This is a genomic window from Marinobacter sp. SS5-14b, assembly GCF_030541005.1.
Lineage (GTDB): Bacteria > Pseudomonadota > Gammaproteobacteria > Pseudomonadales > Oleiphilaceae > Marinobacter.
The window spans coordinates 173,551-195,494 of sequence record NZ_JASSVM010000005.1 but is presented as its reverse complement, the minus strand read 5'-3'; the positions used below and the strand labels follow the sequence as shown (position 1 = coordinate 195,494).

Below are 21,944 nucleotides of genomic sequence, written 5' to 3'. Positions count from 1 at the left end.
GAATGACTAAATTTTCACATTGGTCTGAGGCGCTTGTCCCGCGGCGTCGAGCGGGATTGCGAAAAAGCATGTACAAAAAGAAGGGATATCGGGATGAAATTCAGGGGGCGAATGATTTAGGGTGTCAGTCCCTGAATTGCAAATCAATGAGAGCCGGTGGTGAGTGATGGCCGCCGAAGATGAGGAGAATACTGTATGAAGCTCAAAAAAGTTATTGGCACTGCACTGGTTGCCCTGAGTCTTTCCGTTCCCGCCATGGCCCAGCAAGGTCAGCCTGACCAGGTTTCCCGGCTTGCCGAAATGGTTGGCCTCTCTGACAGCCAGCAAAAAGAAATTCGAGGCATTATTGGCGACATGGAAGGTGAGATTGGCGAGCTTCGCCAGAGCGCCCAAACACTCCAGGCAGACCTGCAGGGTGAGATCAAAGCAGACTACAACGAGGATGCAATCCGCGCCAGTGCCGAGAAGCTTGGCGATGTAACCGGTGAAATCGCGGCATTGTCTGCGCTGATGCAAGCCAAGGTTGATGCGGTATTTACTGAAGAGCAGCGCGCCGAGCTGGATCGCCAGATGCAGGAAATGCAGCGTCAGATGCAGCAACAGCGTCAGATGATGCAGCAAGGCCAGTAAAGCCGCCTTGTTGGTTCCCGCCCGCGCCTGCCGATGCCGCAGGTGCGGGTTACGTCCTCTCCGGTTACTTCCTTTGCTATTCCGCTCTTTCCCTGCAATACCTTCTGCACAAAGGCTTTGAAAGGTCTATAAGTTTATTTCACGGTTAGAAGTATTCTGTGTCATCCAAATAATTCATTTGATCCTATACTTTTCGTAATGCTCGAAAGGGCTCGCAAGAAGCTCTGTAAAACTCACTCATAACATGGATGGACTCTATGGCTTCAGACAAGAAAGCTATCCGTTCCACTATCCTCGTACCGGTCTTTATTCCGGCCGTTGTTGTTGCGCTGTTGCTGGTGATCGGAACCATCAGCAATCCTGAGCTGGCAGGGGAAGCGTTCAGCGCGACCCTGGCCTGGATTACCGATACCTTCGGCTGGTTCTACATGCTGTCGGTTGCCATCTTCCTGGTCTTTATTGTCTCTGTGGGTGCATCCAAGTGGGGCAATATCAAACTGGGGCCGGACCACGCGGAAGCCCAGTACTCCTTCCCGGAATGGTTTGCCATGCTGTTCTCGGCCGGCTACGGTATCGCGCTGCTGTTCTTTGGCGTGGCCGAACCCGTGCTGCATTACGCCACGCCGCCTGCCGGCGCTGCTGAAACCGTCGATGCGGCCAAGCAGGCCATGCAGATTGCTTTCTTCCACTGGGGCTTTCATATCTGGGCCATCTACGGCCTGGTAGGCCTGGTGCTGGCGTACTTTGCCTTCCGCCATGGTCTGCCGTTGTCTATCCGCTCCGCGCTCTACCCGTTGATTGGCGAGAAGATCTACGGCCCCATCGGCCACGCAGTGGATATCTTCGCCATTCTGGGCACCATGTTTGGTATTGCCACTACGCTGGGGCTGTCGGTTACCCAGATCAACGCAGGCATCAACTATCTCTGGCCGGAAGTTCCCATCAGTACCACGGTGCAGATTATTGCCATTGCGGTGATTACCGCCGCGGCGACCGTGTCGGTGGTGGCAGGTATGGATAAGGGTGTAAAGCGTCTGTCCATTCTTAATATGGTGCTGGCGGTTTCCCTTATGCTGTTTGTGTTTGTGGTCGGGCCCACCATCCACATCCTGGAAACTTTCCTGCAGAACACCGGCAGCTACCTGAGCGGTATTGTCGAGCGCACCTTCAACCTGCAGGCCTACACCCGCAGTGACTGGATCGGTAACTGGACGCTGTTCATCTTCGGCTGGACCATTGCCTGGGCGCCGTTTGTGGGCATGTTTATCGCCAAGATCAGCCGCGGCCGTACCATCCGCCAGTTTGTGTTCGGTGTGATGCTGGTACCATCGGTGTTCACCTTCCTGTGGTTCTCGATATTCGGCGACACCGCCCTGAACCTGATCATGAATGAAGGCCTGAATACCCTGATCACGGACGTGCAGGATGACCACGCGGTTGCCCTGTTCAAACTGTTCGACGTGCTGCCCTGGTCGTTCTTTATTTCTTTGCTGACGGTGCTGCTGATCATCACCTTCTTTGTCACCTCGTCTGACTCCGGCTCTCTGGTGATTGACTCCCTGGCTTCCGGTGGCGTGATCAACACCCCGGCATGGCAACGGGTGTTCTGGGCCGTGCTGGAAGGTGCGGTTGCAGCGGTGCTGTTGTTGGCAGGCGGGCTGAGCGCCTTGCAGACCATGACCATTGCCAGCGCCCTGCCGTTTGCCATCATCATGCTGATTGCCGCCGTTGGTATGTGGCGGGCGCTGGTGATCGAAGGGCATCGTGAAACCAGCCTGCAGGCGCATATGATGAGCAACCGGCACATGACCGGCTCCCAATGGAAGCATCGCCTGGCGGCGATTGTGGAATTCCCGGGCAAGCACGAAGTGGAAATGTTCATCAAGAACACTGCCATGAATGCCATGCGGGAAGTGGAGCAGGAACTGAAGGCCAAAGGCTGGGATGCAACCGCCGAGTTCGATGTCGAGAACCTGCGTTCGCACCTGCAGGTGCACCGTGAGCACCATGTCGACTTCATCTACGATGTGCGGCTGACCGAGCACCCGATGCCGGGCTTTGTCTACGGCGAGCTCAAGCGTGACCCGGATGAGCCGGAAGCCTATTACCGGGCGGAGGTCTATCTGCGCCGGGGCGGTCGTTCCTACGATGTGTTCGGCTACGATGAGCATGACATCATCAAGGACATTCTCGACCAGTTCGAGAACTACCTGCACTTCCTCAATATCTCGCCGGGCAAGCTGCCATGGGATATGAATGAGCATGATGACATGATCAACACCGACGACCCGGAGCCAGGCAAGGCCTGATCCGGTAACTGCAAAAACCCCGCCCGAGCCATGCTCCGGCGGGGTTTTTATTATGGGGCAGGGAAAGGCTTGAACAGGACAATCAGCCGGGGCAGCAGGGTCAGGGCGCCGAGCAGGGCCATGAACATGGCGAAGCCGGTGAACAGGCCGAAGTAGATCGTGGGAATAAAGTTCGACAGCACCAGGATCGAGAACCCGGAGATGATGGTCAGCGAGGTAAAGAACATGGCCTGGCCGATGCTGCGATGGCAGCGGTGCATGGTGGCCAGGTAGTCACCGTCTTTGGCGAACTCGGTTTTGAACCGGTGGATGTAATGAATGGTGTCATCCACGGCGATGCCAACGGTAATGGCGGCCACGGTAATGGTCATCATATCCAGCGGAATGCCGAGCCAACCCATCAGGCCCAGAACCGAGCCGGCGGCAATCAGGTTGGGTGCCATGCCGATCAGGGCCAGCTTTACCGAGCGGAACAACAGCAGGAACATGGCCAGGATGGCGCCAAACACGACCCCGATGGTTTTGATCTGCGAATCGAACAGGCTTTGCAGCATGTTGTTGTACATCACCGTCATGCCCGAGAGCAGGATACGGTCTTTGTCGTAACCCAGTTCGGTGCTCAGGTGGCTGCGGATTCTGTCCAGCAGCTCCTGCCGGCGCAGTTCCGGTAAGGTTTCCAGTATGCGGATGCTGAACCGGGCCTGGTCGTGCTCTTCGGAAATATAGGGGGTGAGCAGGATGTCCTGTAAGTCCTCTGGCACGGCAGCCGGTACAAAGGCCAGCTGCAGGGCATCCAACGGTTCACCGCCGTTTACCTGTGCCAGCAGGTCCAGCGTTGTGCTGATCGACAGCACCTTGCCGGTTTCCGGCAGGCTGTGCAGGTAGTCGTGTACCGCGCCCAGGTCCCGCATTTTCTGGTAGGTGTACCAGGTGTCCCGGTATTCCTCGTCGCCGCAATCGTCCAGGAACGGATCGCAGTCGCTGGCAAAGGGATCGTCGCCCGGGTTCTCGGGTGCCGGTTCATCGGTAATCACCACATCCAGAGGGGTCGTGCCGCCCAGCCGGTCGTCGATGGTGATCATGCCCTGGTGAATCTCGGTAGAGGATTTGAAGTAATCGATAAAGCTGTTTTCCACCGTCAGCCGGTTCAGGCCAATCACACACAGCACAGCGATGATTGCCGAGCCGACCAGGACGGTGCCGCCGAAATGCTCGGTAAAGCGGGCAAAGGCATCGGTGAAGGGCACCTTGTTTGACGTTACGCGGTTATCCAGCGGTGGTGGCAGCAGGCTGAGCAGGGCGGGGAAGACCAGGAAGGTGATCAGGAACGCCACGGTAAGGCCGAGGGTCATCATCCAGCCGAAGTCGATCACCGGGCGTATGCCGCTGAAGGTGAGTGAGCCGAAGGCCACGATGGTGGTCACCGCCATGTAAAAACAGGGTTTGACCATGGCCATGATGGTGCGGCGCAGGACATCCCGGGGCGCGGCACCTGGTTCGTCGTGCTGGAATTCCCGGTAGCGCACAATCAGGTGGATGGTGAGCGACAGGGTCATGATCAGCAGCAGGGAAATAAAGTTAGAGGAAATCACGGTCACCGGCCACTGGGCCCAACCCAGAAAACCGATCATCAGCCACACGGTAAAGCCACAGCACAACAGTGGCACCAGTACCCATCGCCACTGGCGGAAAATAATCGCGAGGGTCAGTAACAGGAAGGCCAGTACGCCCAGGCCAAAGGTGGACAGATCGCTTTCGATAAAGCGAATCATGTCGGCGACAATCATCGGTACGCCACCCAGGTGGATGCTGGCGTGTTCCCGGTAGTTGTCCAGAATGCTGCGCACCTGCCCAATGGTGGCATCCCGCTCGGCACCCAGCTGTTCGGTGTAGTCGATGAACTGCCGGCCGACCTGTTCCAGTTGCTGCTGGTCTTCGGCACTGGCATTGCCGCTGCTGGCTTTGTCTCGCAGTTCGTTGCGGCGGTTCAGCAGCTCAAAATAGCGCTCCGGTGTCGGCAGGTTCACCTGAATGGCGGTGGTACCGGCGTCTTCGCTGAGCAGCAGGTTCGGGTACATGGGGTTGTCGAGCAGGGCCTGGCGGGCGGTTTGGGGCGCCACATCGTGGTCGTCCAGGGTTTTGATTTCACTGTCGACGGTATCGAGGGTCAGGTCCGGGCTGTGCAGCAGGGGTACGTTAAGAATGCTGTTGGTAGAGCCGACCGCCTCCAGGGCCTGGAGTTCGTCTCTCAGGGCTGCCAGCCGTTGCAGGCCGGTTTCACTGAACAGGTCTTCCCGGGGGGAATAGGTCACCACCAGGAAGTCGTCAGAGGTTGTGAATATCCGGTTTACCTGCCGGTACTCTTCCAGGGAACGGTCGTTTTCCAGGACCAGGGATTCGGCGGAGGCATCCAGCCGGAACTGATCAAAGCGCAAGGCTGCCAGGGCCAGGATGGCGCCGAACAGGATCAGCACAATCCAGGGGTGGGGGAGGATAAAACGGTCGTACAGGGCGCCGAGGCGATTCATGGCTTACTACTCTGCTGAAAAAACGAGTGCAGAGTGTGCCACAAACCCGGGCCGGCTGTGACCTCCGGCCCGGGAATCTGTGAACGGATCAGTCGACGGCTTTCACCGGGATCTGCATGGCGTTGGAGGCGGGCACTTCCGGCACGGCCAGCCCCAGGTTGTTCTTGTCGAACACCCGGTCAGCGCGATAGCTGGAGCGCACCATGGGGCCGGATGGCACTTCCATAAAACCCTTTTCCAGGCCGATTTCACGGTAGCGGTTGAACTCTTCCGGAGTCACATAGCGTTCCACCGGCAGGTGGTTCGGGGTGGGGCGCAGGTACTGGCCGATGGTGAGGATGTCTACGCCGATGGCGCGCAGGTCATCCATGGTTTCCAGGACTTCTTCTTCGGTTTCACCCAGGCCGACCATCAGGCTGGTCTTGGTGAGCACGTCTGGCCGGTGTTTCTTGGCGTGGGCCAGGACGCTCAGGGTTTTCTCGTAACCGGCGCGGGGGTCGCGCACACGGCTGGTCAGGCGTTTGACGGTTTCCACGTTCTGGGCGAATACGTCCAGGCCGGAATCCACCACCTTTTCCACATCGCTCATCACCGCATCAAAGTCCGGAGTCAGGGCTTCAACGGCCACTTCCGGGGTGCGCTGTTTGATGGCAGATACGCAGGCCGCGTAGTGAGCCGCGCCGCCATCGTCCAGGTCATCCCGGTCGACCGAGGTCAGTACGATGTAACGCAGGCCCATCAGCTCAACAGACTTGGCGGTGTTCTCCGGCTCTTCCGGGTCCAGCCAGCCTTTCGGGTTGCCGGTATCCACTGCGCAGAATTTGCAGGCCCGGGTGCACACAGAACCCATCACCATGATGGTGGCCGTGCCGTTGGTCCAGCATTCACCGATGTTGGGGCAGTGGGATTCCTGGCACACGGTGCTCAGGCGGTGTTCCGAGACGTTGCGGCGCACGGCGTCATAGCGCTCGCCACCGGGCATACGCGCCCGCAGCCATTTCGGCTTGCGCTCCAGGGGCTTGTCTTCCGTGTTTGAAGAGGAACGTTTTACGCCGTCCTTGATGGCGGAAAAGCCGTGTTCGTTACGGAATTTGGAACCACTGGTAATGCGGGACTTTGCGCTGTCGCTCATGGGGCCGGAAACTCTCGGGTCAACGTATGGAGAACCTTAAAGAGTAATCCCGCAGCAGGGCAGTTACAAGGCGGGTAGGGGGAATCACGGGGTAACCGGGCACGACATTGGTCGTACCCGGTTGATCAATATCAGGCCTGGGATTTGTCCAGGGCCTGGGTGATGTCGGCGATGATGTCGTCGGCGTCTTCAATACCGATAGACAACCGCACCAGGTCTTCGCTCACACCGGCACTCTTCAGCTCGTCTGCGTTGAGCTGGCGGTGGGTTGTGGTGGCCGGGTGGCAAGCCAGGGACTTGGCATCGCCAATGTTCACCAGGCGCAGGATCAGATCCAGGGCATCGATGAACTTGGCGCCGGCCTCGCGGCCACCTTTGATGCCGAAGCTCAGAATACCCGAGGCCTTGCCGCCACAGATCTTCTCACAGGTTGCCTTATAGGGGCTGTTGGCCAGAGCGGCGTAGTTTACCCACTCAACCGCCGGGTGATCCTGCAGGAACTGGGCGACTCTTTCTGCGTTAGCGCAGTGACGCTCCATCCGAAGAGCCAGGGTTTCCAGCCCCTGCATGATCAGGAACGAGTTAAACGGCGACAGGGCAGAGCCGGTGTTACGCAGCGGCACGACGCGGCAGCGGCCGATAAAGGCAGCTGCGCCCAGGGCTTCGGTGTAAACCACGCCGTGGTAGGAAGGGTCTGGCTGGTTCATCATCGGGAATTTGTCGGCGCTGGCTTTCCAGTCGAACTTGCCGGAGTCGACAACGATACCGGCAACCGTGGTGCCATGACCGCCGATGTACTTGGTCAGGGAGTGCACCACGATGTCCGCGCCATGCTCGAACGGACGGCACAGGAAGGGCGTCGCTACGGTGTTATCGACAATCAGCGGAATGCCGTGCTTGTGGGCAATCTCCGCCCACTTCTGGATATCCACCACGTTGCCCGCCGGGTTGCCGATAGATTCGCAGAACAGGGCGCGGGTCTGGTCGTCGATGGCGTTCTCGACTGCCTCGAAATCATCGTGGCGCACCATCTTGCACTCGATGCCCTGGTTAGGCAGGGAGTGGGCAAACAGGTTGTAGGTGCCGCCATAAAGCTGGCCGGTGCTGACAATGTTGTTACCGACCTTGCAGATGGTCTGCAGGGCGTAGGTAATTGCGGCCATGCCGGATGCTACTGCCAGTGCGCCAACGCCACCTTCCAGCGCGGTCATGCGCTCTTCCAGTACATTGTTGGTCGGGTTCATGATGCGGGTGTAAATGTTGCCCTGAACTTTCAGATCAAACAGATCGGCACCGTGCTGGGTGTCATCAAAGGTGTAGGACGTGGTCTGGTAAATAGGAGTGGTAGCGGCCTTGGTGGTCGGGTCGCTCTTGAAGCCGGCGTGCAGCGCGAGAGTTGCTGGTTTCATCACAACATTCCTTGCGGGTGGATTGTTCATTATTGGTTTGAGAAACCGAGTATGCCACAGGCTATTGCGGTTCGGCACGGTACCAGCAGTTATAGCCTTATAAAGCAGATGGCGGTATCAGTTCAGGGCTCCGTACACCAGTGCCCGGAGGTCCTGGCGGATGGGGTAGGAGGAAGATGGCATCAGCTGGGTCATGAAGATCACCACCATGTCTTCCACAGGATCCACAAAGAAGCTGGTGCTGGCCAGCCCGCCCCAGCCGAATTCGCCTTCGGAGCCGATGGTGGCGGAACTGGCAACATCGGTTTTCACCGAAAAGCCCAGCCCGAACCCGCTGCCGGCATAGGGTGTTTCGCTGAAGCCGCCAATAGAAAGCCCCGGCAGGTCCTTGCCGCCAGGCAGGTGGTTCAGGCGCATGAATTCCAGGGTTTTGCGCCCGATGATGCGTTGGCCCTGATACGCTCCACCCTGGCAGAGGGCCTGGGCGAAGCGGAAATAGTCATCAATGGTGGAGACCAGCCCACCGCCGCCGGACAGGAACTTGGGCTGCTTTAGATAACGGGAGCGCTCCGGATCGTCCTGCAGCTTCATGGTGTCTCCGGGTTGGTACAGATAGCAGGCGGCGAAACGCTCCTGCTGGTCCGGCCGCACCTGAAAGCCGGTGTCGGTCATGCCCAGTGGCTCGAAAATGTGCTCACGGAAATACGCATCCAGTGGCTTGCCGGATAACAGCTCAACCAGGTAACCCAGTACATCGGTGGATACGGAATAGTTCCACGCGGTGCCCGGTGAGAACTCCAGTGGCAGTTCTGCAAGGCGATCCACCAGCTTGTCCAGGGTCAGGATCGAACTGCCATCCAGTTTCAGCTGGCGATAGGCAGCATCGACTTCTGTTCGCTCGGTGAAACCGTAGGTCAGCCCGGAGGTGTGAGTCATCAGGTCCCGGATGGTCATGGTGGTGGTTGCCGGTTCGGTTTCGAAATCCGGGTAGCGGCCACCCTTGTACACCTGAAGGTTTCGCCAGGATGGAATGTACTTGTGTACCGGGTCGTTCAGCAGGAATTTGCCTTGCTCATACAGCTGCATCATGGCGATGGAGGTGATGGGCTTGGTCATGGAGTAGATGCGGAACACGGTATCCCGTTCCATGGGCAGGTTGCGTTCGACATCTCTCAGGCCCTGGGCTTCACACCAGAGAACCTTGCTATGCCGGGCCACCAGCGTGACCGCCCCCGGGATCTTGCCGGGTTGAATGTAGTTCTCGTCGAAGTGGCGGGTAATACGCTTCAGGCGATCCAGGGAAACGCCGGAGGTGATTGATTCCTGCATGGCAGCGGGCAGCCTTTTGTTCGGTTTAACGGATCTGGTTGGCAGATGCCGGGCCGGCATCGTTATCGGGAAACACGGTATCGTAGCACCAGGTAAACACAAAGGCGTAAACCAGGTAAAACACCACAAAGGCGATATCTACGATCAGCGCCTCCAGCAAGCCGATATCAAGCCACCAAGCGATCACTGGCAGGAATGCCAGCATTAGCCCGAACTCGAAACTGATGGCATGCAGGAAGCGCAGCTTGAGGGTTTTCCGGGTAGTGCCGGTGAACCGCTTCAGGCCGTGATCAAACATCAGGTTGAAGATATAGTTCCACAGGGTGGCCATGGTAGCACCGATGGCGGCAAGTACACCGGTTTCCCCAAGATCCAGGCCAAAGACAAAGGCGGCGAGGGGAGTTGATATGAGCAGGCCGATCACTTCAAAGGAAATGGCCTGGCGGATTCGGTCTTTTGTGGTTCGCATGGTGTTGGGAGTAGCGTAGGCGGGCCGTCCCGCGTCCTGTTCCCGGGAAGGGTGGGGTCGTCCCCAGAACTGAAAAAGCCCGGTTCTTTCGAACCGGGCTTTCAGAATACTGGTAGCAAGGGGCGGAGTCGAACCGCCGACCCCAGCATTATGAGTGCTGTGCTCTAACCAACTGAGCTACCTTGCCATTTCGCTTCAGGGCATGCCCCAAACGAGGCGCGTATTTTCGGTATTTGGGCTTGCAGTGTCAAGTCTGTTCGCGAAAAAAATGGCGTTCAGATTCGCCGTATTGCCTGGCGGGCCCTGCACCTGGAGCACACCGAGGCCAAAATATAGGGAAGTGGCCCCAAGGTGAGAGCCGCCAGGATTAGCCAGCCAATCAAAGCAAAGAAATCCTTTTCGTCGAGTTTTTGTCTGAATCGTCGGGTAAACAGATAAACATCATCTCTTGGTGGGTCTTCTGGTCGATATTCGGCCATACCCTTGTCCAATCCGCGAATACAGTGAAGCTCCTTGAGCATATACGAATGAAGTGTTTGCCATATCCCGATGCCTGCCGCCAACGATTGTGTTCCCAGGACGACGCTAGAATCAGGCGTTGTTGAAGTGAATTTCAGTTGGGCAAAATTGACAGGATATTCCAGGCCAACTCCCCTTAGATCTAAGTGGCGGATGGAGATATTCAGCTTATGCCATGGAATCACGATAGTCTTTTCACCGGTCGAGGGGCTGAGATAAACGAGCCTCTGCTCACGATTGAAAACTATAACGGGTTGTCTGTTGAACTGGATGTGGTCGACAGCGATAAATCCGGCAACAAGTAGCGGCCATATTAGCGATATCGCAATCGCAAGTGTTAAGCCGGGGGAGGCTTCTGCAAGGTATGCGGGCCCAACATCCGATACGACGCCGATGTAGATCAATGCAATGATTAGCGATAACACGCCGGCCGTTCCGATGATGAGCATATAGCCATTGGCCAGGCAGGAATCCTTAAACATGATGGCGCGTGTGTTATCCATGTGTCTAATCAGGCGGTCGCTGTTGGAAGGTTGAACCTTCGGGCTTTCAAGTGCGCCGGATGATGTATATGTCGATGATATCTGGGTTTTGGTAATGGAAAGATGACGAGCAAATAATGGCTTCGCTTTCTGTTGCTCGAAAATATCAAAGTGGCCGGGAGCCCTTATCGCAACGGCAATATCGCCGTAAAAGACGAAATGAATTTCGGAGATTTCGTTCCGCTGCAGGTATCGGCGGCCAGGAGAGGGTATCAGGGCCTCAAAGCCATTCAGCGTGTTTTGTACAGTGATGTCAGTGTTGCTCTGGAGCCATGGTTTTTTTTCGATCGCGGGGTTAACGATTCGGTAGACATCCGGTGACAGTTCTTTGGGGTTAAAAGGGTGTTTTCGGCCGATGCTATCCATGGCTTCCAGTTGTATCAGCGTGGATATGACCTCGGTTTCAGCGGTCGACAGCTGCTGGAAGGGAGTGCCGCATTCACGAAAAGAACGGGCAGCGGAACATTGGGATCGTTTGCTGCCCGTCCATCGTTTTCGCAGGAATAGCCATTGGACAAGTTTGAACAGGCTTAGAAAAAAAATGTATAGCTTGACGATCACGATCGCAAGGTGCATTTGTCGTCCCTGACAAGTACGTTGACGTTTTCCGCTCGCCAGTAAAATCGTTTCTGGCGAGGCGTGGCGGTCTTCTTTTAGACGTTAAAGCGGAAGTGGATAACGTCGCCATCCTGAACGATGTATTCCTTGCCTTCGAGGCGCCATTTGCCGGCATCTTTGGCACCGGCTTCACCGTTGTACTGAACAAAGTCGTCGTAGCTGACGATTTCGGCGCGGATAAAGCCGCGTTCAAAGTCGGTGTGAATAACTGCGGCTGCCTGTGGAGCTGTGGCGCCGACCCTCACGGTCCAGGCGCGGACTTCCTTTACACCAGCGGTGAAGTAGGTCTGCAGGTCCAGGAGCTTGTAGCCGGCACGGATCACGCGGTCCAGGCCAGGCTCGTCCATGCCCATCTCGTCCAGGAACATGGACTTTTCTTCGTCTTCCAGCTCGGAAATTTCCGCTTCGAGCTTGTTGCAGATAGGCACCACTACGGCGTTCTCGGCTTCCGCGATTTTGCGCACGGTATCGAGGTGCGGGTTGTTCTCGAAGCCCTCTTCGTTGACGTTGGCGATGTACATGGTGGGCTTGACGGTTAGCAGGCACAGCTCGCGAATCAGAGCCATTTGGTCTTTGTCCAGGCCCATGCTTCGGACCGGCTTGCCCTCGTTCAGCACCGGCAGCAACTTCTCGAACATGTCCAGTTGAGCCTTGGCTTCTTTGTCGCCACCCTTGGCGATGCGCTGTACGCGTTTGATGGCTTTTTCCACGGTGTCCAGGTCGGCCAGAGCCAGCTCGGTATTGATCACTTCAATGTCTGAAGCCGGATCGATCTTGTTGGCGACGTGAATGACATTGCCGTCCTCGAAGCAGCGCACGACATGGGCGATGGCGTCGGTCTGGCGAATGTTGGCCAGGAACTGGTTACCCAGGCCTTCACCTTTGGAAGCGCCCGCTACCAGGCCGGCAATGTCGACGAATTCCATGGTGGTGGGCACAACCCGTTGGGGCTTTACGATCTCTGACAGTTTGGTCAGCCGCGGATCGGGCATGGCAACAACGCCGGCGTTAGGCTCGATGGTGCAAAACGGGAAGTTTTCCGCGCCGATACCGGCCTTGGTCAGTGCGTTGAACAGGGTAGATTTGCCGACGTTGGGAAGGCCGACGATGCCGCAGTTAAATCCCATGGAATGCCTCTGCTGGAACAAAAAATTTGGGCGGATTATACCGGTGTATCGGTACAGGTGCGAGTAAGGGGTTGTGTCGTGCTCAGGCCGTGGGTTTGAAGCTGTGCAGGCGATTCATCGCGGCGGCAAGCTTGCCACTGGCGGCGTCAGGCAGTACCCGCATAATTTCATCAATGACGGCATTGAGTTCTTCGGTTTCCTGTTTGCCGAGCCGGCCCAGCACATATCCCGTTACCTTTCGGCTGTCGCCGGGGTGGCCGATACCGATGCGCAGGCGCTGAAACTCGTTGGTGCCCAGATGGGCAATTGTGTCACGCAGGCCGTTGTGGCCGCCGTGTCCCCCGCCTTTTTTGAGCTTGGCGGTGCCAGGTGGAATGTCGAGCTCGTCGTGGGCAACCAGGATTTGTTCAGGAGAGATTTTGAAGAAGTCCGCCAAGGCCTTGATGGCGAGGCCGCTGCGATTCATAAACGTGCTGGGGTTCAGCAAATGCAGGTCGAGACCCTGCCATTGAATTCTGGCGTAGAGCCCGTGGTACTTCTTTTCGGGGCGGAGCGTCTGGCCCGCAGTGCGGGCCAGAGCTTCGACGAAGAGGGCGCCGGCGTTGTGGCGGGTATTCTCGTAGTCGGCACCGGGGTTACCCAGGCCAACCACCATGACAATATCCTGTGCCATTCGCCAGATCCCTCTCCATCGGGGCGGGAGTGATTACTCCTCGCCGCCTTCTTCGCCTTCAGCGCCTTCGGCATCATCTGCCTTGGCACCGCGTGGCTTGTGGATAGCCACAACAGGCAGGTTGTGATCTTCGCCTTGAAGCAGAGCGGCAACACGAACACCTTTCGGCAGTTGCAGATCGCTCAGGTGAACGACTTGATCCATTTCAACAGCGGTCATATCCACTTCGATGAACTCGGGCAGGTTCTGCGGCAGACAGATCACTTCAACTTCGTTGATCTGGTGGTTGGCAACGCCGCCCTGAAGCTTGATGGCCGGGGCTGTATCTTCATTGATGAAGTGCAGCGGAACGTTAACGTGGATTTCGTGGTCCTTGTCAACGCGCAGGAAGTCAGCGTGGGTCAGCAGCGGCTTGTAAGGGTGACGCTGCAGATCTTTCATGATCACGCTTTCTTTCTTGCCATCCAGGTCGATGGTCAGAATGTGAGAGAAGAAAGCCTCGTTCTCAAGAGCTTTTTTCAGCTCGTTGTGCCAGATGGAGATGGACACGGCTTCTTTGTTTCCGCCATAGATGATGGCCGGGATTTTCCGTTCCTCACGACGCAGGCGGCGGCTCGCACCTCTCCCCTGATCGTCACGAGGAAATGCTTCAATAACAAATTCCTGGGACATGATATGTACCTCAATCGTCATCTGAACTGCCCGCGACCAGGCGTTTGAACAGATGATATTTTTGAATAGCCTCAGAATGTTTTCTTCGGCTGACTAAAAGAGTCGGGAGCCTTGTTGGGCTCCCGACTCAGATACGATTACAGCGTTTTTAACCTGCTGATCTGTCTGTCTATTTCCGGACGCTTCCGGGTCAGACGTTCTCGAACATGGCGCTGATGGATTCTTCATTGCTAACGCGACGAATGGATTCCGCGAGCAGTCCAGCCATGCTGAGGACGCGGATTCTATCACAATTCTTCGCTTTGTCACCCAGCGGAATGGTATCGCAGACGATCAGTTCGTCCAGTTCGGACGCGTTGATGTTGTCGATGGCCGGGCCGGACAGCACCGGGTGGGTGATGTAGGCCACAACCCGCGCTGCGCCGTGCTCTTTCAACGCTTTGGCGGCTTTGCACAATGTGCCGGCGGTATCGATGATGTCGTCAACCAGGATGCAGGTCTTGTCTTTCACATCACCGATGATGTGCATAACCTGCGATACGTTGGCTTTCGGGCGACGCTTGTCGATGATGGCCAGGTCGGCGTCGTCGAGCCTCTTGGCGACGGCGCGGGCACGAACAACGCCGCCAACGTCCGGAGAAACCACAACAAAGTTCTCGAAGCGCTGCTTTACAATGTCTTCAAGCATCACCGGCGTGGCGTAGATGTTGTCTACTGGGATGTCGAAGAAGCCTTGAATCTGATCGGCGTGCAGGTCGAGGGTGAGCACACGGTCCACGCCGATGCTGGAGATCATGTCGGCTACAACCTTGGCGCTGATGGCTACCCGCGTTGAGCGAACGCGGCGATCCTGACGGGCGTATCCATAGTAAGGGATAACGGCGGTGATACGTGTTGCGGAAGCACGGCGAAGTGCGTCGGCCATCACGATCAGTTCCATCAGGTTATCGTTGGTGGGGTAGCATGTGGGCTGGATGATGAACACATCATGGCCCCGGACATTCTCATCGATCTCGACAGTGGTTTCACCGTCGCTGAACCGGCCAACAGTGGCCTGACCCATGGGAATATGAAGTTTCTGGGCAATAGCTTTGGCAAGGTCAGGGTTGGCATTGCCAGCGAAAATCATCAATTTGGACACGATGGAATCCTTCGCGGTATCAGCGTTTGATTCAGAAGAAGCAGGAGAAAGGTGGCTGGGGTGGCAGGATTCGAACCTGCGCATGACGGGATCAAAACCCGTTGCCTTACCACTTGGCGACACCCCAATATCGTGCTCTTTTGGCATCATTTCAGCTCTACTAGCTTTGTGTGAAGCGGTGAAATGTTCACCCCTTTAGCTACGAACCCCGTGATGCCGGAGGGTTTGCTTTCCCAGATAATCCGGGCTGCGGATTCTGTCGGGAAACGTCCAAAAATGCAAGCCCCGGTTCCGGTTAATCTTGCAGGTCCGAATTGTGAAAGCCATCTCAGGCTTTTTTTAACCTCGGGATACAGTTCGCAAACTACATCCTCACAGTCGTTTCGGTACCTCGAGGCGTCTCCCTCAAAAGCGGGGCGTATTTTCATTTTTGGGGTGTCTCTTGTCAACCCTTGTTCTGAAAAAATCTTACCGGTATTGATTTCGCAATCCGGCTTGAGCACCAGAAACCAGTCTTCAGGAGGGTTTGCGGCGGTAAGTATCTCGCCAACGCCTTCGCCAATGGCCGCGTGGCCGCGGACGAATACCGGTACGTCAGCCCCGAGGGCTAATCCTGTACTGGCCAGCTCGTCTTCCGATAAGCCAAGCTGCCAGAGGTGGTTCAGCCCGACCAGGGTGGTGGCAGCGTTGGAGCTTCCGCCACCCAGGCCCCCGCCCATGGGAATCCGTTTTTTCAGGTGGATGGTGACACCGGGAAGGTCTTTGCTGCTTAGGTCGGCCAAGGCTCTTGCGGCGCGAATGATCAGGTTGTCGTCATCCGGTACGCCGGGGATGGAATCTGCAAGGTGTATTCCCCGCTGCCCGGGTGTCAGTGTGAACGTCAGCTCATCGCTGTAATCCAGAAACTGGAACAGTGTCTGGAGCTCGTGGTAGCCGTCCGGGCGCCTGCCGGTGATGTGGAGGAACAGGTTCAGTTTTGCCGGCGAGGGCAGGGTAATGCTGTTTGACATCTGCTCAGCTCCCGCGTTGCCAGCGGCTGATAACGACTCGAACGCGTTTGTCGTCCTTCAGGGCGGTCACCCGGGCGGGCAGCTCAGGGACGTTCTCGACAAAGGCCTGCCAACGGTCGTAGCGTATTTCCCATCCGTTCTGTTTGAGTATGGCGAGCCGGTTCTGCTCGTCGAACAGTAAGCGGAAGTCCCCGTCGGGTGCCGGCAACCCTCTGATCCACCAGGCGAGGTTGTCGATCGGCAGCTGCCAGCCGGTCGCTGCAGCAACCAGGGTTTCGGGGTCTGAGGACTGATAGGTTTCGCCGTCGGCCATAGTCAGTTCGATGAACCCGGGCACGCCCTTGAGTTGTGTGCTGCCCATCCCGAGAAACGACGACGACAGGGCGAGGTCGTACCGCTCACCTTGTTGTTGCCATCGGTTGATGATGGCGGTTCCGCTGTCGGATGGCTGTTTCACGGCCAATTTTCCGGACAGTTGCCAGTCATCAAACCGGGTCAGCGTGGCGGTTCGTTTGGCCCAGTCTGCCGGAGGTTGATCGGTCATGCCTTCGGGCAAGGGTTCCAGTTGAATGGTGGTGCAGCCTGTCAGGGCAAGCAAAAATGCCAGTAGCAGCGGTATCCGACAGGTCATTCATTGCTCCCCTTGTTGTTCAGGCGCTCGACGGTTTCCTGGAGGATTTCATGGTCGGGGTCCGCATCAAGCCCCTCTTCCCAGACAATGCGTGCCTGTTCTTCTTCACCGGATACCCAGAGTGCCTCACCGTAGTGAGCGGCCACTTCGGGGTCAGGGTAGGCTGCCCATGCCCGGGACAGGTAGCCCAGCGCCTCTGATACTTTTCCTTGCCGGAAGAGCACCCACCCCATGCTGTCGAGGATGGCGGGGTTTTCGGGATCAAGTGTCAGGGCTTTTTCAATGTAACCCCGGGCTTCGTCCAGTCGGTCGGTGCGCTCGGTCAGTATGTAGCCCAGCGCGTTAAGGGTTACGGAACTGTCGGGCTGGATGCCGAGGATGGTTCTCAGGTCCTGCTCGGCTTTCTCATGCTGGCCCATGGAGTCCAGCAGCATGGCCCGGGCATAGCGAATTTCGATATTCTCAGGGAACGACTCAAGTGCTGCATCTGCGGCAGACAGCGCTTGCGGCGTCTGGTCCTGGTCGATCAGAAGATTAACTTCCAGCAGCAAGAATTTCTCTGTCTGCTCCGGATTGTTCTCCTTGAGCGATTGCAGGTGGCTGAGGGCTTTGTCCAGCTCGCCTGTCTGGGCTTGTAGTTCGCTGGCCCGCGCCAGGGCGGGGAAGAAGTAGTTGCCTTGTTCCACGCTTTGGTAGTAACCAATCGCCTGAATGATGTTATCGGCCTCTTCTTCAATTCGGCCTAAATAATAGCTGGCTTCATTGGTGTGGTGCCCTTGCTCGATCAACCGGGTAAGTTCGTTTCGGGCCAGTTCGGTCTGTTTGTTCTCCAGTGCAACCAGAGCGTGTGACAGCCTGAGCCCCGGGGTATCCGGATAACGTTTTACCAGCCGGTCGAATTCATCCTGGGCCGCCTGCAGTTCGCCTTCGTTGATCAGCATTCGGCCATAAAGTGTGCCCATCTGCCGGTTGGCGGGGAACCGCCGTGTATTCGCGGTCAGGTAGTTCAGTGCTTCTTTTTTCTGGCCGGTCTGATACAGCAGGTCGCCCTTGAGAATAATGGCAGGCTGGAAGTCAGGCTCTTGCACAAGCAGGTTTTCGAGCCGTGCCAGGGCCTCTTCCGGTGCACCGGTGATCTTCATCAGGAGGGAAATGCTGTACTCCAGATCCGGAGTGCCTGGGTGTCGCTCGGCCAGGCGCTGGTACAACGCCAGCAGCTCCTGCTGCTGTGCCGGCGGAAGCCCTGCCGCCATCGCTGCAAGGCTGTCAAAATCCGCGTCTTCGCCCTGGGTCATGATCTCTTCCATGTGGAAAAGCGCGGTCTCAAGTTGTTGGCGTTTTACTGCCTGAATGGCGGCGACTCGGTGCGCCTGAAGGTTGTCCGGGGATTGCTTCAGCCACAACTCGGCTAACTGTTGCTGGGCGTTGTCTGCGTTGAGGGACTGGGCAATTCGCATGGCCCGTTCGATAACGCCGTTGTCTTTTGATGTTTTTGCGGCCTGGAGATAGTTCACCAGCGTGACATCGTACCGGCCCCGCTGGGCGGCAATTTCTGCGGACAGCAGCTGGTAGAGCACTTCGGGCTCGAAGTCTGCGTACTGAATGTCGGCGGCCACCGCTTCTGAAAGGCTTGTTGGCTCGGCTTCCGGTGTGGCCTGCTCTGACGATCCGGAAAAGCTGGCGCAGCCGGGCAAGGCGGCGATGGTCAATCCCAGCAGGCAGATGGCCAGGTATGGTGCGTTTTTTTGCATGCAGCTTCCTGTGTGCTCTAGGCTGTGTTTCAGAAGAACCGTTCTTTGCCCGGAAATTGAGGCAGATCGGTTTGCGGCCAAAGTCGAGCCACTATAATGGCATAAGCACCTGAACTTGCCCAACATGTCCGCAGTTGCCGAAGGCGGGGTGTTTTCAGGTGGCAGGCGCGGGGTTGCGCCGGTAGAATGAGGGCTTGTTGTCTTCCACTGGATTAAGGTTTTGTGACCGCACAATGGCATTGCTGACACTGGGAATAAATCACCGTACCGCGCCCGTGGAGATCCGCGAGCGGGTAGCGTTCACGCCGGAGCGGATGGCCGAGGCCTTCTCCGAACTGCGTGTGGCGTCGGGTGCCGGGGAAGCGGCCATCCTTTCGACCTGTAACCGTACCGAGCTTTATCTGGCTGGCGATGATGATTGCGCGGCGTCGGTGTTGCGCTGGCTGGCGGGCTTTCATGACCTGGACGTAGCCGATCTGGAAAACGTGCTGTATGTGCACCGGGATTCGGATGCTGTTCGACACATGATGCGCGTGGCTGCCGGCCTGGACTCCATGGTTCTGGGAGAACCACAGATCCTGGGGCAGCTGAAAGATGCCTACGCGCTGGCCCGAGAACATTGCGCCACGGGGTCGTTCCTGTCCCGCTTGTTTGAACACACTTTTTCCGTGGCCAAGCGCGTACGTACCCAGACCGCCATTGGTGAGAACCCGGTTTCTGTCGCCTATGCCTCGGTGAGCATGGCTCATCACATTTTTGCGGATATGTCCCGCAACAAGGCGTTGTTGATTGGTGCCGGCAAAACCATCGAGTTGGTCTCCCGGCACCTGGCTGAGGCGGGTGTTAAACAGTTTCTGGTGGCCAACCGGACGCTGGAGCGGGCCCAGCTGCTGGCGGAAACCCACGGTGGCAAGGGTATTCTGCTGTCGGAAATTCCGGACTACCTGGCGGATGTCGACATCGTTATTTCCTCGACGGCCAGCCCGCTGCCGATTCTGGGCAAGGGGGCTGTCGAGCGCGCCCTGAAGAAGCGCAAGCACCGCCCTTACTTCATGGTCGATATCGCCGTTCCTCGGGATATTGAACCTGAAGTCGGGTCTTTGGCCGACGTTTATCTTTACACCGTGGATGACCTGCGCCAGGTCATTGAAGAGAATATCCGGTCCCGGGAAGGCGCCGCCCGAGAAGCCGAAAACCTGATCGCCAGTGGTGTGCAGGATTTTCTCGACCAGCTGCGGGCTTTGGATGCGGTTTCTACCCTGAAGCTGTTCCGTGAGCGAGCGGAGCTGCTCAGGGATGCGGAAACCGAAAAAGCGCTGAGGGCATTGCGTAATGGTGGCGACCCTGAAACTGCCCTCCGCAGCCTGGCCAGGGGCCTTACCAATAAACTTCTGCACCAACCTTCCATACAGGTGCGTAAAGCCATGGCTGAGGGGCGCACGGAAGTGACCGACTGCCTGCGGGAGCTGTATCAGCTGGACGCCCTGGAAGCTGACGAGCCTACCACCACGGAAAAACTATGAAGCCATCCATTCAGTCCCGCCTTGAACAGCTGGTTGAGCGGTTCGAGGAGGTGAACGCGCTGCTGAGCGATGCCTCTGTTATTGCCAATCAGGATAAATTTCGGGAGTTGTCCCGGGAATTCTCGGAAATCGAGCCCGTGGTGAAGTGTTTTCAGTCGTGGCAGGTGTCCCTGGCCGACATTGGCGAAGCGAAAGAGCTGGCCAAGGACGGTGACGCTGAAATGCGCGCCATGGCCGAGGAAGAACTGGCCAGCGCAGAGGCGCGAAGCGAAGAGCTGGATGCAGAGTTGCAGCGGTTAATGCTGCCTAAAGACCCCAACGATACCAAAAACGTGTTTCTGGAAGTGCGAGCCGGCACCGGGGGTGACGAAGCTGCGATTTTTGCCGGCGACCTGTTCCGGATGTATTCCCGTTACGCCGAAAAGCGCCGCTGGCAGGTAGAAGTGCTGAGTGAAAACGAAGGCGAACACGGTGGCTATAAAGAGATGATTGCCAGGCTGTCTGGCGATGGAGTGTACGGGGCCCTCAAATTCGAATCCGGGGCACACCGGGTACAGCGGGTGCCGGAAACTGAATCCCAGGGCCGCATACACACCTCGGCCTGCACCGTTGCTGTCATCCCGGAAGCCGACGAAGCCGAAGCCGTTGAAATCAACAAGGCCGACTTGCGTGTAGACACCTTCCGCGCGTCCGGTGCCGGTGGTCAGCACGTCAACAAGACCGATTCAGCCATTCGGATTACCCACGTGCCCACAGGCATGGTGGTGGAGTGCCAGGAAGAGCGCTCCCAACACAAAAACCGGGCCAAGGCCATGAGCCTGCTGGCCTCGCGTCTGAAAAATGCCGAGCTGGAACGCCAGCAGAAAAGCATGGCAGAAACCCGCAAGAGTCTGGTGGGCAGTGGCGACCGCTCCGAGCGCATCCGCACCTATAATTTCCCTCAGGGCCGGGTGACCGACCATCGCATCAACCTGACCCTGTACAAGCTGGATGAAGTGATCACCGGCGATCTGGATGCTGTGATTGTGCCGCTGCAACAAGAACACCAGGCCGAATTGTTGGCTGAACTGGCCCATGACCAGTGAGCCCCGACTGATCTGCGAAACCCTTATCACACAGGCCGCGGCCCGGATCGGCGGCGATTCACCCCGGCTGGATGCCGAACTGTTGCTGAGCCACACCACCGGCCTGAACCGCACCAGCTTCCGGGCCTGGCCTGAGCGGGAAGTAGACGCCGGCCAGGCCAAAGTGTTTCTCTCTCTGGTCAACGAAAGAGCCAACGGTAAACCCATCGCCTACTTGCTGGGACAACAGGAATTCTGGTCATTGCCGCTTCGCGTCAGCCCGTCTACCTTGATTCCCCGGCCAGACACTGAGTGCCTGGTTGAAACGGCGTTAACCCTGCAACTGCCCGAACAGGCCCATGTGCTGGATCTCGGCACTGGCACCGGCGCTATCGCTTTGGCTCTGGCCAGCGAAAAGCCTGGCTGGCAGATTATGGCCAGCGATAGAATCAGCGAAGCCGTTGAACTGGCACGCGCCAACAGTGAATCCCTGAACCTGCCGATCACTGTGGTGCAGAGCCACTGGTTTGACCAGCTTCCGGCCGCCACCTTCGACCTGCTGATCTCCAACCCGCCTTACATTCCTGCCAGCGATCACCATCTGAACGAAGGTGACGTGCGTTTCGAGCCATCCTCGGCCCTGGTGGCCGGCGACGACGGCCTGGACGACATTCGCCTGCTGGTCACCGAAGGCCTGAACTGGCTCAACCCAAACGGCTGGATGTTGCTGGAGCACGGCTATGACCAGGGCCCCGCAGTGCGGGATTTGTTTGCCGCTGCCGGCTGGGCCAATATAGACACCCGCAAAGACTACGGCGGCAACGATCGCATGACCCTGGCGCAAAAACCGACACGCGACCAATAGCG

The 21,944-nt window shown here is 57.4% G+C and carries 18 protein-coding genes and 2 tRNA genes; 5 read left to right on the top strand and 15 right to left on the bottom strand.

Features of this window, described 5'->3' with window-relative positions; genetic code table 11:
- Positions 1 to 195: 195 nt before the first annotated feature.
- Together QPL95_RS13070 and QPL95_RS13065 are read left to right on the top strand one after the other, a co-directional pair.
- The gene (locus QPL95_RS13070; RefSeq protein ID WP_303291428.1) at positions 196 to 630 is read left to right on the top strand and encodes a Spy/CpxP family protein refolding chaperone; all 435 of its coding nucleotides are present in this window, start codon (positions 196 to 198) and stop codon (positions 628 to 630) included.
- A gap of 257 nt (positions 631 to 887) precedes the next feature.
- On the top strand, positions 888 to 2,939 hold the full coding sequence (locus QPL95_RS13065) for a BCCT family transporter (protein ID WP_303291427.1): 2,052 nt from the start codon (positions 888 to 890) through the stop codon (positions 2,937 to 2,939).
- A 50-nt stretch (positions 2,940 to 2,989) separates the two neighbouring features.
- Here the strand turns inward: QPL95_RS13065 and QPL95_RS13060 are convergent, their stop codons facing one another.
- The 15 genes from QPL95_RS13060 to QPL95_RS12990 all read right to left on the bottom strand — a co-directional run bounded on the left by QPL95_RS13060 (position 2,990) and on the right by QPL95_RS12990 (position 18,490).
- Entirely contained in the window at positions 2,990 to 5,467 is a 2,478-nt protein-coding gene (locus QPL95_RS13060) for an RND family transporter (protein WP_303291426.1), read from the bottom strand.
- 88 nt (positions 5,468 to 5,555) lie between these two features.
- A complete protein-coding gene (gene lipA, locus QPL95_RS13055) occupies positions 5,556 to 6,599 on the bottom strand; it encodes a lipoyl synthase (RefSeq protein ID WP_303291425.1) in 1,044 nt (347 codons plus the stop codon).
- 131 nt (positions 6,600 to 6,730) lie between these two features.
- Entirely contained in the window at positions 6,731 to 8,008 is a 1,278-nt protein-coding gene (locus tag QPL95_RS13050; protein WP_303291424.1) for an O-acetylhomoserine aminocarboxypropyltransferase/cysteine synthase family protein, read from the bottom strand.
- Between the two features lie 117 nt (positions 8,009 to 8,125).
- Positions 8,126 to 9,337, bottom strand: a complete 1,212-nt coding sequence (locus tag QPL95_RS13045) for a serine hydrolase (RefSeq protein ID WP_303291423.1) — start codon at positions 9,335 to 9,337, stop codon at positions 8,126 to 8,128.
- A 25-nt stretch (positions 9,338 to 9,362) separates the two neighbouring features.
- Positions 9,363 to 9,806: a PACE efflux transporter gene (locus QPL95_RS13040; RefSeq protein ID WP_022987823.1), complete on the bottom strand. Its 444-nt coding sequence runs from the start codon at positions 9,804 to 9,806 to the stop codon at positions 9,363 to 9,365.
- Between the two features lie 110 nt (positions 9,807 to 9,916).
- A tRNA-Met gene (locus tag QPL95_RS13035) sits at positions 9,917 to 9,993 on the bottom strand.
- An 88-nt stretch (positions 9,994 to 10,081) separates the two neighbouring features.
- Positions 10,082 to 11,443, bottom strand: a complete 1,362-nt coding sequence (locus tag QPL95_RS13030) for a hypothetical protein (protein WP_303291422.1) — start codon at positions 11,441 to 11,443, stop codon at positions 10,082 to 10,084.
- A gap of 77 nt (positions 11,444 to 11,520) precedes the next feature.
- A complete protein-coding gene (gene ychF / locus QPL95_RS13025) occupies positions 11,521 to 12,612 on the bottom strand; it encodes a redox-regulated ATPase YchF (protein ID WP_303291421.1) in 1,092 nt (363 codons plus the stop codon).
- Between the two features lie 82 nt (positions 12,613 to 12,694).
- The gene (pth, locus tag QPL95_RS13020; RefSeq protein ID WP_303291420.1) at positions 12,695 to 13,285 is read right to left on the bottom strand and encodes an aminoacyl-tRNA hydrolase; all 591 of its coding nucleotides are present in this window, start codon (positions 13,283 to 13,285) and stop codon (positions 12,695 to 12,697) included.
- A 33-nt stretch (positions 13,286 to 13,318) separates the two neighbouring features.
- Positions 13,319 to 13,957, bottom strand: a complete 639-nt coding sequence (locus QPL95_RS13015; protein ID WP_303291419.1) for a 50S ribosomal protein L25/general stress protein Ctc — start codon at positions 13,955 to 13,957, stop codon at positions 13,319 to 13,321.
- Positions 13,958 to 14,147: 190 nt separating this feature from the next.
- A complete protein-coding gene (locus tag QPL95_RS13010; RefSeq protein WP_303291418.1) occupies positions 14,148 to 15,098 on the bottom strand; it encodes a ribose-phosphate diphosphokinase in 951 nt (316 codons plus the stop codon).
- 52 nt (positions 15,099 to 15,150) lie between these two features.
- A tRNA-Gln gene (locus tag QPL95_RS13005) sits at positions 15,151 to 15,225 on the bottom strand.
- Positions 15,226 to 15,244: 19 nt separating this feature from the next.
- Positions 15,245 to 16,108: a 4-(cytidine 5'-diphospho)-2-C-methyl-D-erythritol kinase gene (gene ispE, locus QPL95_RS13000; RefSeq protein ID WP_303291417.1), complete on the bottom strand. Its 864-nt coding sequence runs from the start codon at positions 16,106 to 16,108 to the stop codon at positions 15,245 to 15,247.
- A 4-nt stretch (positions 16,109 to 16,112) separates the two neighbouring features.
- Positions 16,113 to 16,739 carry a lipoprotein insertase outer membrane protein LolB gene (gene lolB, locus QPL95_RS12995; protein WP_303291416.1) on the bottom strand — a complete coding sequence of 209 codons (627 nt, stop codon included), beginning with the start codon at positions 16,737 to 16,739 and terminating at the stop codon, positions 16,113 to 16,115.
- Positions 16,736 to 18,490, bottom strand: a complete 1,755-nt coding sequence (locus QPL95_RS12990) for a tetratricopeptide repeat protein (protein WP_303291415.1) — start codon at positions 18,488 to 18,490, stop codon at positions 16,736 to 16,738. Before QPL95_RS12990 ends, lolB begins: the two co-directional genes overlap by 4 nt.
- 233 nt (positions 18,491 to 18,723) lie before the next feature.
- On the opposite strand from QPL95_RS12990, the gene hemA reads away from it, so the two are divergent.
- From hemA to prmC, 3 genes are read left to right on the top strand one after another with little or no spacing between them, the layout of a single operon-like run.
- Complete coding sequence (gene hemA / locus QPL95_RS12985; RefSeq protein ID WP_303291414.1) at positions 18,724 to 20,013, top strand: glutamyl-tRNA reductase; 1,290 nt, start codon at positions 18,724 to 18,726, stop codon at positions 20,011 to 20,013.
- Positions 20,010 to 21,098 (top strand): peptide chain release factor 1, encoded by a 1,089-nt coding sequence (prfA, locus tag QPL95_RS12980; RefSeq protein ID WP_303291413.1) that lies wholly within the window; start codon positions 20,010 to 20,012, stop codon positions 21,096 to 21,098. Before hemA ends, prfA begins: the two co-directional genes overlap by 4 nt.
- The gene (prmC, locus tag QPL95_RS12975) at positions 21,088 to 21,942 is read left to right on the top strand and encodes a peptide chain release factor N(5)-glutamine methyltransferase (RefSeq protein ID WP_303291412.1); all 855 of its coding nucleotides are present in this window, start codon (positions 21,088 to 21,090) and stop codon (positions 21,940 to 21,942) included. The genes prfA and prmC overlap by 11 nt, the downstream gene beginning before the upstream one ends.
- Positions 21,943 to 21,944 lie beyond the last annotated feature (2 nt).

Excerpts from the sequence above, each read along its gene's own strand:
- QPL95_RS13030 (WP_303291422.1), bottom strand. The coding sequence starts at position 11,443 with ATGCACCTTGCGATCGTGATCGTCAAGCTATACATTTTTTTTCTAAGC.
- pth (WP_303291420.1), bottom strand. The coding sequence starts at position 13,285 with ATGGCACAGGATATTGTCATGGTGGTTGGCCTGGGTAACCCCGGTGCC.
- prfA (WP_303291413.1), top strand. The coding sequence starts at position 20,010 with ATGAAGCCATCCATTCAGTCCCGCCTTGAACAGCTGGTTGAGCGGTTC.
- QPL95_RS13015 (WP_303291419.1), bottom strand. The coding sequence starts at position 13,957 with ATGTCCCAGGAATTTGTTATTGAAGCATTTCCTCGTGACGATCAGGGG.
- QPL95_RS13060 (WP_303291426.1), bottom strand. The coding sequence starts at position 5,467 with ATGAATCGCCTCGGCGCCCTGTACGACCGTTTTATCCTCCCCCACCCC.
- QPL95_RS13050 (WP_303291424.1), bottom strand. The coding sequence starts at position 8,008 with ATGAAACCAGCAACTCTCGCGCTGCACGCCGGCTTCAAGAGCGACCCG.
- ispE (WP_303291417.1), bottom strand. The coding sequence starts at position 16,108 with ATGTCAAACAGCATTACCCTGCCCTCGCCGGCAAAACTGAACCTGTTC.
- lolB (WP_303291416.1), bottom strand. The coding sequence starts at position 16,739 with ATGACCTGTCGGATACCGCTGCTACTGGCATTTTTGCTTGCCCTGACA.
- QPL95_RS12990 (WP_303291415.1), bottom strand. The coding sequence starts at position 18,490 with ATGCAAAAAAACGCACCATACCTGGCCATCTGCCTGCTGGGATTGACC.
- prmC (WP_303291412.1), top strand. The coding sequence starts at position 21,088 with ATGACCAGTGAGCCCCGACTGATCTGCGAAACCCTTATCACACAGGCC.
- lipA (WP_303291425.1), bottom strand. The coding sequence starts at position 6,599 with ATGAGCGACAGCGCAAAGTCCCGCATTACCAGTGGTTCCAAATTCCGT.
- QPL95_RS13040 (WP_022987823.1), bottom strand. The coding sequence starts at position 9,806 with ATGCGAACCACAAAAGACCGAATCCGCCAGGCCATTTCCTTTGAAGTG.
- QPL95_RS13070 (WP_303291428.1), top strand. The coding sequence starts at position 196 with ATGAAGCTCAAAAAAGTTATTGGCACTGCACTGGTTGCCCTGAGTCTT.
- ychF (WP_303291421.1), bottom strand. The coding sequence starts at position 12,612 with ATGGGATTTAACTGCGGCATCGTCGGCCTTCCCAACGTCGGCAAATCT.
- QPL95_RS13065 (WP_303291427.1), top strand. The coding sequence starts at position 888 with ATGGCTTCAGACAAGAAAGCTATCCGTTCCACTATCCTCGTACCGGTC.
- QPL95_RS13045 (WP_303291423.1), bottom strand. The coding sequence starts at position 9,337 with ATGCAGGAATCAATCACCTCCGGCGTTTCCCTGGATCGCCTGAAGCGT.
- hemA (WP_303291414.1), top strand. The coding sequence starts at position 18,724 with ATGGCATTGCTGACACTGGGAATAAATCACCGTACCGCGCCCGTGGAG.